This window comes from Thalassospira sp. MCCC 1A01428 (assembly GCF_002115825.1).
In the GTDB taxonomy this organism is placed as follows: domain Bacteria; phylum Pseudomonadota; class Alphaproteobacteria; order Rhodospirillales; family Thalassospiraceae; genus Thalassospira.
The window spans coordinates 328,022-336,483 of record NZ_JFJZ01000001.1; the positions used below are offsets into that span (position 1 = coordinate 328,022).

Here is an 8,462-nt window from a genome sequence, read left to right on the forward strand (position 1 = left end):
GGGCATTAAGGGAGTCCCTGCATTACAACATTTGGTTTACGAACAGTCCTTGCTTGCGCCCGCTGCGCCAACAATTATGGGCGTGACTGGCGGATGAAACCGGTGCCAACGCGGTCGCTATTTTGCTCGGGTTCGGCTGGTGTTGCCGAATTTCCCTGTTGCGGGCCGGTACTGTTCCCTCCGGGGGCGTCGTCGCCGGATTTTGCGCCGCCTTGTGCGTCTTCCATAATAATTGTCAGCTCAACCCGGCGGTTTTTGGATCGGCCTTCGGGTGTGTCGTTGCTTGCAATCGGGCGGCTATCCCCAAATCCTTGCAGGATCATGCGGTTAGGGTTCATGTCGTTTTCATTGATCATCCAGTGCAGCACAGATGTCGCGCGCGAGGCGGATAGATCCCAGTTCGATTGAAACCGCGAGGACGGCGAAAGCGGAATATTATCGGTATGACCGGCGACGATCACGGTGCCGTCGGTTTGTTTGATCACCGGCAGGACACGGTTAAGAATTGCGCCAAAATCCTCGTTGATTTGTGAAGACCCGGATGGAAAGGCAATATCATCGGGGAAGCGAACCACAACTTCATCGCCCTTGCGTTCAATGCCGATCTGTTCGGTTAGCCCCATGCGTTGCAACACCGTTTCGATGGTGTTTTCAAGTTTTTCGGCCCGTTCCTGTCCGGTATCGGTTTTGTTGATTTCGACGTTCGGGGTTTGTACAGGCGGCAGTTCAGTAACAACGCGCGGGGTATTGGGGGAGGGGTTTTTGATGGCCTTGCCCAGAAGTGATCCGTCCATTTCGATCACGCCGGAAAGTTTGTCATCCTTGGCAAAACCAAAGGCGGATTTAACCGACCCCGCAATCGCCTTGTATTTCACCACGTCCATTTCGGCAAATGTCAGCAACAGCACAAACAGCACCAGCAACAGCGACATCAAGTCGGCAAATGTTGCCATCCATGCGGGTGCGCCTGCTGCAGGTTTTTTAGCCATCGGGTGAAATTATCCAGAATGAGGAAGTGTCAAGTGTGGGGCGAATGGCGGTGTGGGTCAAGTTACAGACCGGAATTACGCGTCGCCCCCTTCACCGGCGCCGTCATCTACCGGAATACCACCGGGAAGGTAAGGGCCGAGGATTTCTTTCATCACCATCGGGCTTTGGCTGGCCTGAATTTGCACAACGGATTCCACAATCAGTTCCTTGGTATTACGCAGTTGTTCAACTTTTAATGCCAGTTTATCGGCAATGGGCAGGGCGATCAGGTTAGCCAGAACTGCGCCATAAAATGTGGTCAACATGGCAATGGCCATGGCCGGGCCAATGGCATCAGGGTCAGACAGGTTGGCCAGCATTTGCACCAGCCCGACCAAAGTACCGATCATGCCAAATGCGGGGGCGGTATCGCCAATGCCGCGAAACATTAACTCGCCCAGTTCGTCGCGCTGGATGGATTTGGCGACCTCGCTGGAAATCGAACTGCGGATCACGTCGCCATTATGGCCATCCACGCACATGCGGATGCCGCGTTTCATGACCTCGTTTTCAATTTCAACACTTTCCAGCCCCAAAAGGCCGTTTTTACGCACCAGCGCGGAAAGCTCCATTGCCTTTTCGTAAATCGATTGCGGGTCTTCCTTGGGGTTTTTAAACGCAATGCCGATGCCGGTTTTCATCGATTTCACCACGTCGCGCATGGGAAATTTGATCAGGGTTGCTGCCGCTGTTCCGCCAAACACAACCATGATTGATGGCACATCGACAAAGGCCCCAAGGCTGCCGCCCAGCATAATAGCGCCAACAATAACGCCTGTGCCGGCAATAATTCCAACGAGTGTTGCGATATCCATTGTCTTTGACTGCTACCTGTTGTGGTTTCGGTTCGGCGTCGGGTGCAGACCCGTTAATTGACCATAATGTGCACGGACAAGTGCCAATATAGAACAGATTGGGGTTAACTATCCGATTTCCATAGTGAAACGGTTTTTATTCCGTGTGCGTATTATGGTTGCGGCCATGATGTTTTTGCATCCCCAAATGAGGAGCCATAAATAAAGTGCCTTAACGGGTGGTGGCGGGAAGATCGCCATCTTGCTTCAGTTTGGAATTATCCTAATTCAAAGCTGGAAATGCCAAAGGTTTTTGCCAGATCAAGTTCAGGCATTGGACCGCGATACATACGGGCGGTTTCAAATACAGGTTTCATTGCATATTTTCGGGCAAGGGCAACTGCGGCATGGTTGGGTTCCGGAACATCCAGAAATACCGGGCAATCCAGATTGTTCTGGCGTCGTGCCAGCAATGCCTGAAACAGGCAATCGGCATCATCGGCATCCTGGGCAAATAGCGGGCCGATCTTATACCCGTTCTGGCAGGGGCGAATTACGCCATAACCGCGCACCCCCATTGGTCCATAAAGGGCAAGAGCGGTGTGCTTTTCGCTGCCGATCCAGCCCCTGAGAAATGACAGGCGCGATTCGGCAAACAGTTTCAGGCTTTGTTCAAAAGCATCGGCAATCGCGATGTCGTCAATTTTCAGCTCAAACAGGTCCGACGGGGCGGTAAACGCGTCGGATGCCGGCAGGGTGCCTGCCATGCGGATGTTGCGATGAGCAAATTGAAAACCGGATTTTGCATAATTGTCCTGCTGGGCGACCACGCCGTCGAGTCCGATGGTGTGCGAAACAGGCCCGCCAAGCACGCTATCCCATAGCCGAAGGCCAAGTCCTTGCCCCCGGCGGTCCGGGCGGCACATGTAAAACCCGACAAAGGCAAAATCGGCACTGTATGTGACGCAGGAAATAACGGCGGCCAACCCTTTTTTGTCGAACGCCCCCCAGTACCCTTCCGGGTCGGTGTGCCAGAATGCTTGCAGGTCATCCTGGCCGGGGTTCCATCCTTCATCAGATGCCCATTGCAGCATGGTTTTCAGATCGTTCTCGCGCAAGCGCCGGATTTTTTCAGGATGAGCCATTATTCTTCCGTAGGAAATCGTATGTAAGCCTATGGTTTAACGCATTTTGCCGATCAGAAAAAAGAATATCGGTGGAATCTATAATAAAAAATTGCGAATGATTTTCATTTGTAATATTGGTTTTGGTCATTGTCTTTGGTTTTGCAAGCATTACGGGCTTTGGCATGATGACTTCTAAAATTGTTCGGGCGCACACGCAGGTTGCCGTGCCGGATCCGCGGCGGGCGCTGGATGTTTTGTCGGCGTTTTATCGTGACAATGATTGCAGTGTTTCGATCGAAGGCGATGACCACGTGATTTCAATATCGCTTGGAACGGTTCGGGTTGGTCCGCGCGATAGAGCAATTGGCATCGAAATAACCGCTGCAAATGACACGGCAATTACCCAGCTTAAAACCGGTGTGATCACGATGGTGGATCAACTGGTACCCGGGGCTGATCTTGACTGTCGTTGGCACGGGGCAGGGCAGGCCTCGGAAAAAGGCGGTAAACTGCCCAATTTTCGTGAACTAAGCGTGGGCAAGGTTACTAATTTGGGGCCTGACATGCGCCGGCTCCGATTATATGGCGATGATTTAACCCCCTATTTGGGCGGGGCAATACATGTACGTCTGATTATTCCGCCCCATGGCGTTAGCGCGCCGCAATGGCCAACGATGGGGGAAAACGGTTTGCCGGTTTGGCCCAAGGGCGAGGACAAGGTAGAACCCCGTGTTTACACCATTCGTCAAATCAATGCCGACGAAGGCTGGATGGATATTGATTTTGTGGTTCATGGCGATAACGGCCCCGGGTCGCGATTTGCCAATAATGCCGTGCCCGGGCAGCTTGTGGGGGTAACAGGGCCGATCGGCAGTGATTTGCCTGTGGTGGACTGGTATTTGTTTGCGGCCGATGAAACGGGGATACCGGCAATTTGCCGATATTTGGAAGACTTGCCCGATGACAAAACCGGACATGTCATTCTCGAGGTTTCAGGCCCCGACGCCAAACAGAATTTGCCACATCATCCTGGGTTTGATCTGGCATGGATTTTTCGCGACGGCAGTTGCCCCGAAATGGCATTTGCCCCACAGGGGACCAATACGAATGTGGATGCAGATGCAGATGCAGGTGCAGGTGCAGGTGCAGGTGACGATGTTTCGCCGTTTGCCCGCGCAATTTGTGACATCAAGGTTCCCGATGAAACGCATGGCGTTTTTTGCTGGACGGCGACAGAACAAAAGATTTATCGCCATTTGCATACCCATTTTCGCAAGACATTAAAACTGGGCCGCGAGCAATGCCTTGTTATGACGTTCTGGCGGGCCGAGGCGCATTAAGGTCCCCTGTTTTTTACTGGAGATCGAAAGTTAGCCGATGCTAAATTGATTTTTGCTTTTGAAATTGGTATGACAAATAATTGTTCAAAAGCAGGAGACAGGAATGGCCGGCGGGGCGGCGCTTCCACCCAAGGAAAATCATGCGGAAACCTTTGCCCGGCTTCGCGATGCGCATGCGCGTGAGGTAACGGAAGATTACGTAGAGATGATTGCCGACCTGATTGTCGAGGAAGGCGAGGCGCGCGCCGTTTCATTGGCCGCGCGGTTTGGTGTGACACCGGCAACGGTTAACAATACGATCAAACGGCTGGAGCGCGACGGTTTTGTATCGAGCCGGCCTTATCGTTCCATTTTTCTGACCGATGCAGGACAAACCCTGGCCGACAAGTGCCGGGAACGGCACAGAATTGTCTATGATTTCCTGATAGCACTTGGTCTGGATGCGCAGATTGCAGAGTTCGATGCCGAGGGGATTGAACACCATGTGAGCGCCGAAACGCTGGATGTTTTCCGCGCCTTTACCGAAGGGCGCGCGTGTAAGAGTTAATGTCAGCTCTCTTCATGGCGCTTCTGCATGGGGCGATTTTAAGATCGATCCAGCGCACATTTCCCAGTTTTCCGGCTGTATATTTTGCCTGTTGGCCAAAATGCATTCTTCAGCATATCGATGTCGATCGATAGGAAGTTTATAGAAGCCGCAGGCAGAGCAGGTGCCATTCTGCGCTTCAGGTTTGTGCTGGAGATGTTGGTATTTTGGGCTATGAAGTCGGATTGGTGTCGAAACCTGTGGTTCATGTGGCAAAAGGCCGCTGCATTACCGACATTGCTGTTGGTCCAGTCTGACGATCAAATGATGTCATAAATGTCGTCAGGATAAGATAGCTTTTCGCGATTAATGACATAGAGACGTCGCTTGCTATATCCGTTCGCCTGAACACCCGACTGAATGTCGGCGATTAGGCTGATGAAACCCTTACCCAGCATTAATTCCCTTAAAGTTATCGTGATTTTAGCGAAATAGTTTTGTGCGTAAATCCTTGTCATTCGACCGGGCTGCGTATGGATATGTCGTAAAACCGAAGCTGAGCGTTGCCTTAAATGGTCAGGTATATTTGCAAGATATAAATATACCGGTCATTATTTGCAGGGTGATGCAAATCGTTTAACCAAGGCCCGTGTATCGTTGAAACTATCAAGGGAAAAGGGCAATTACGGTGTTTTAGGGATGGTTTCGAGTTCCCCCCGGTATCCCCCAGGGGGCGGGTTTTTAGTTTTGGGAAGAAAAAGTGCCGTATAGGCAGATCGAGTAATTGATCGCAAGAATTGGCTGTACAATAGCGATTGGAATGTTGCCGCCGGTATTGCCAATGGTAAAGTCGTTATTGTTAAATGCAGCCCCCGTTACACCGGAAATTGCCGCTGGCGGGTTTGATGCGCCATCAGCTGCTGAAACATATAAGAACCCGGAAGCCCCTAAGTTGTTGGCAGGCAAACCAATATAATCGCCATCGTTTGGTGTTTGGACTGTTTTCTGCTTTTTTCGAAACATGAAGAGCACTTGTTGCACCTGCGCCACTATAGACGTGTGGATGGCTATAAGATGGCATATTCAATATTACTAATATCAGTGATGGTGTTCCGATTTTTTCTGCCGATTATATAACGCGGCAGTCCTGCGCCATTTCCATAGCTCAATGGAACCCCGCTTTGTAAATCTGGTCGGAAAAAAGAAGTTTGTCCGTTGCCCCCATAAATGACGCCAGGCAGACTGAAAAGAGCATCGTTTTGCGAGAAGGCGATTAATTTCTCCAGGCAATAACGACTAGTTGCGTGGCGAAAAGTCAAATCCTGGCGCCTGAATAACCCCGGCATAATCTTCCATGATGTCCCCTCGTGTTGTCAAATTTTTCAATTTCAGGTTTCATCGATATTATCAGCATCAGCATTTTAATTGGTCAATTTAAGATTGTCGAAAAGTGAAAAAAAACCATCGAAAGGATTGTTGTGGCCGTAAATTGGAAGTGGATTCTGCCTGCTGGAAATGATGCGCAACGTGACTCTAGGAAACGCGAATCGAGTCGGATGTTAAAATTTTTAATGAGATGGAATATTTTTTATAAACATTACAAAATATTATCGCTGAATGTGTGTTCTTTTTATACTTGGTAGATTCGAATTTTATTTCAAAAATTGAAACTCATGCTGCGCATAAATAAGGCCTCTCTTTTGGAGAAAAAACTATTCAAAGAGGTGGGTTATGGGCGGTTATTTTGAATTTATCTAGCTCGTAAGAGGGTGATAATCGCGCAAAGGTTGCATGCTGTCATGCGTTGGGATAGTTATTTTTCTAGGATCTGAAGCAGTTATATCCGTTCTGCATATTCAGGTTCAGGGCGCTGGGACCGCTTATGGGAGCAAACAATAAATGACACGTCTGGACCGTTTAAAAGGTGCCAAGGCACTAATTGATGTCGGGTTTTCGCAAATTCAACCGATGTGTCTGGAGCCGCGCTTCATGTTTGATGCTGCCGGGGCTGCTACCGGAGCAGAAGCCGCACAGGATGCGCAGGCGCAAGTTGAAGCCGCCACTGCTGATAACGCGTCGCACGATGGCTCGGGCACTAAGAGCGGTTCTGATCTGCCGGTTAGCAATTCGGATGGTGATGCCAATACCAGTGCGCAAACTGCAGAGAATAACGGTAATGATGCCGGCGATAACCCGGTTGTCATACCCGATGCCATACCGGCACATAGTGGAACGCAAACGCACGAAGTTGCTTTAATCGACACATCGATTGCAGGTTACGAAACGTTGGCGGCAGGGTTCTCTGGCGATGTTACCGTAATAACTTTCCAGTCTGACGGTACTTTAACCCAGATAGCTGACCTTTTGTCTTCTTATGGGCAGTTTGATGCAGTGCATCTGGTGTCGCATGGATCCGTTGGAGCAATAATTCTGGGTGATCAGATTATTGATGTTGATAATCTGTCGAGCCAGTCCGGTGCGCTGGCTGATATCGGTGCGCATCTCACTGATGCCGGGGACATCTTGCTATATGGTTGCAATGTTGGCAGTGATCAGCAAGGAATGGCCTTTGTTGATGCCATGGCAGGCCTGACTGGTGCGGATGTTGCCGCATCAAATAATGTAACAGGCGCAGCAGACATGGGGGGCGACTGGGATCTTGAGGTCTCTCATGGCCAGATTGAGGCTGTAGTTTCAATATCTGCGAATGCCCAGGCTGAGTTTCATGGGATCCTTGCAAGCAGCGAAACGTTTGATGTTGATGCTCCTCAATCCCAAAATGGCGCTACAACCATTTCGTTAAATGGATGGAACTTTACGTCGACAACGGCTGTTGGTCTGGCAATTGGTAATTCATCTCAAACAGGTGTTTCTACTCATTTGAATTCTGATGAAGACGCCGGTGACGGCACTTTGATCTGGAATAGTCAAAATGATGCAGGAAACGTCGATACTGTATACGGTTTTGAAACGCAAAGTGGTTTTGTTTCTTTGCAATCATTTGATTTCGGCACAGTGACAGCTATTTCAAATCCTATTGGTACGATAAATATTTATAGCAATAATATTCTTGTTGGAACCGCTTCAATAGATCTTTCTGCTGACGATGTAACAATTCCCACTGGCTTGGCAGGAGGTGGTACTATTAAATATGATAATGTTTATAGTGCATTAGAGGTAACGAATTCCTATTATTCAGGGCACTTTTCATTTGAGGGGGCCGCGTACCAAAACGTTGATCGCGTAGAACTTGCATTTGATGGTACAGCATCATATGAAATTGATAATCTCTTTGCGACCGAAGTTGTGCCAAATAATGCACCAACGGCCAGCAACCTGACGCAGACGGTTCCTTATACCGAAGATCCAGGTTCAGCCGTTGCGCTTGATGACATAGTGGTGACGGATGCGGATAGTGGCGATACCATCACTGCGACGCTGACACTGTCAAACACCGCCGCTGGCAGCCTGACTACCGGAACATTCGGCTCGGCAAGTTCAGGATACGATTCTAATACCGGGATCTGGACAGTAAGTGGTTCGGTGGATGACGTTAATGCTGCCCTTGCTGCCGTGGCCTTCACGCCCGCGGCAGACTGGGATCAGGATGTTACGATCACCACCCAAATTCGTGATGCGGCAAATG

General features: G+C 49.9%; 9 protein-coding genes. 3 read left to right on the plus strand and 6 right to left on the minus strand.

The window, feature by feature from the left end:
- Positions 1–74: 74 nt before the first annotated feature.
- The 3 genes from THS27_RS01535 to THS27_RS01545 all read right to left on the minus strand — a co-directional run bounded on the left by THS27_RS01535 (position 75) and on the right by THS27_RS01545 (position 2,968).
- A complete protein-coding gene (locus THS27_RS01535) occupies positions 75–989 on the minus strand; it encodes an OmpA family protein (RefSeq protein ID WP_085587228.1) in 915 nt (304 codons plus the stop codon).
- Positions 990–1,064: 75 nt separating this feature from the next.
- On the minus strand, positions 1,065–1,844 hold the full coding sequence (locus tag THS27_RS01540) for a motility protein A (RefSeq protein WP_085587229.1): 780 nt from the start codon (positions 1,842–1,844) through the stop codon (positions 1,065–1,067).
- 257 nt (positions 1,845–2,101) lie between these two features.
- Positions 2,102–2,968 (minus strand): GNAT family N-acetyltransferase, encoded by an 867-nt coding sequence (locus THS27_RS01545; protein WP_085587230.1) that lies wholly within the window; start codon positions 2,966–2,968, stop codon positions 2,102–2,104.
- Positions 2,969–3,132: 164 nt separating this feature from the next.
- Here THS27_RS01545 and THS27_RS01550 point away from each other — a divergent pair, with 164 nt between their 5' ends.
- Positions 3,133–4,290, plus strand: a complete 1,158-nt coding sequence (locus THS27_RS01550; RefSeq protein WP_139835437.1) for a siderophore-interacting protein — start codon at positions 3,133–3,135, stop codon at positions 4,288–4,290.
- Between the two features lie 103 nt (positions 4,291–4,393).
- Positions 4,394–4,837 carry a manganese-binding transcriptional regulator MntR gene (mntR, locus tag THS27_RS01555; RefSeq protein WP_085587232.1) on the plus strand — a complete coding sequence of 148 codons (444 nt, stop codon included), beginning with the start codon at positions 4,394–4,396 and terminating at the stop codon, positions 4,835–4,837.
- 299 nt (positions 4,838–5,136) lie between these two features.
- Here mntR and THS27_RS26835 read toward each other — a convergent pair whose 3' ends face one another.
- From THS27_RS26835 to THS27_RS27695, 3 genes are all read right to left on the minus strand, one after another.
- Positions 5,137–5,274, minus strand: a complete 138-nt coding sequence (locus THS27_RS26835) for a hypothetical protein (RefSeq protein WP_168184794.1) — start codon at positions 5,272–5,274, stop codon at positions 5,137–5,139.
- A gap of 283 nt (positions 5,275–5,557) precedes the next feature.
- Positions 5,558–5,839 (minus strand): hypothetical protein, encoded by a 282-nt coding sequence (locus THS27_RS01570; RefSeq protein WP_085587235.1) that lies wholly within the window; start codon positions 5,837–5,839, stop codon positions 5,558–5,560.
- A 44-nt stretch (positions 5,840–5,883) separates the two neighbouring features.
- The gene (locus THS27_RS27695) at positions 5,884–6,162 is read right to left on the minus strand and encodes a tail fiber protein (protein WP_085587236.1); all 279 of its coding nucleotides are present in this window, start codon (positions 6,160–6,162) and stop codon (positions 5,884–5,886) included.
- Positions 6,163–6,715: 553 nt separating this feature from the next.
- Between THS27_RS27695 and THS27_RS01580 the strand changes: the two genes are divergently transcribed.
- A partial coding sequence (locus THS27_RS01580) for a DUF4347 domain-containing protein (protein ID WP_139835438.1) occupies positions 6,716–8,462 on the plus strand: 1,747 nt, incomplete at its 3' end.

Coding starts and splice junctions, on each gene's coding strand:
- THS27_RS01535 (WP_085587228.1), bottom strand. CDS start 989: ATGGCTAAAAAACCTGCAGCAGGCGCACCCGCATGGATGGCAACATTT.
- THS27_RS01540 (WP_085587229.1), bottom strand. CDS start 1,844: ATGGATATCGCAACACTCGTTGGAATTATTGCCGGCACAGGCGTTATT.
- THS27_RS01545 (WP_085587230.1), bottom strand. CDS start 2,968: ATGGCTCATCCTGAAAAAATCCGGCGCTTGCGCGAGAACGATCTGAAA.
- THS27_RS01550 (WP_139835437.1), top strand. CDS start 3,133: ATGATGACTTCTAAAATTGTTCGGGCGCACACGCAGGTTGCCGTGCCG.
- mntR (WP_085587232.1), top strand. CDS start 4,394: ATGGCCGGCGGGGCGGCGCTTCCACCCAAGGAAAATCATGCGGAAACC.
- THS27_RS26835 (WP_168184794.1), bottom strand. CDS start 5,274: ATGCTGGGTAAGGGTTTCATCAGCCTAATCGCCGACATTCAGTCGGGT.
- THS27_RS01570 (WP_085587235.1), bottom strand. CDS start 5,839: ATGTTTCGAAAAAAGCAGAAAACAGTCCAAACACCAAACGATGGCGAT.
- THS27_RS27695 (WP_085587236.1), bottom strand. CDS start 6,162: ATGCCGGGGTTATTCAGGCGCCAGGATTTGACTTTTCGCCACGCAACT.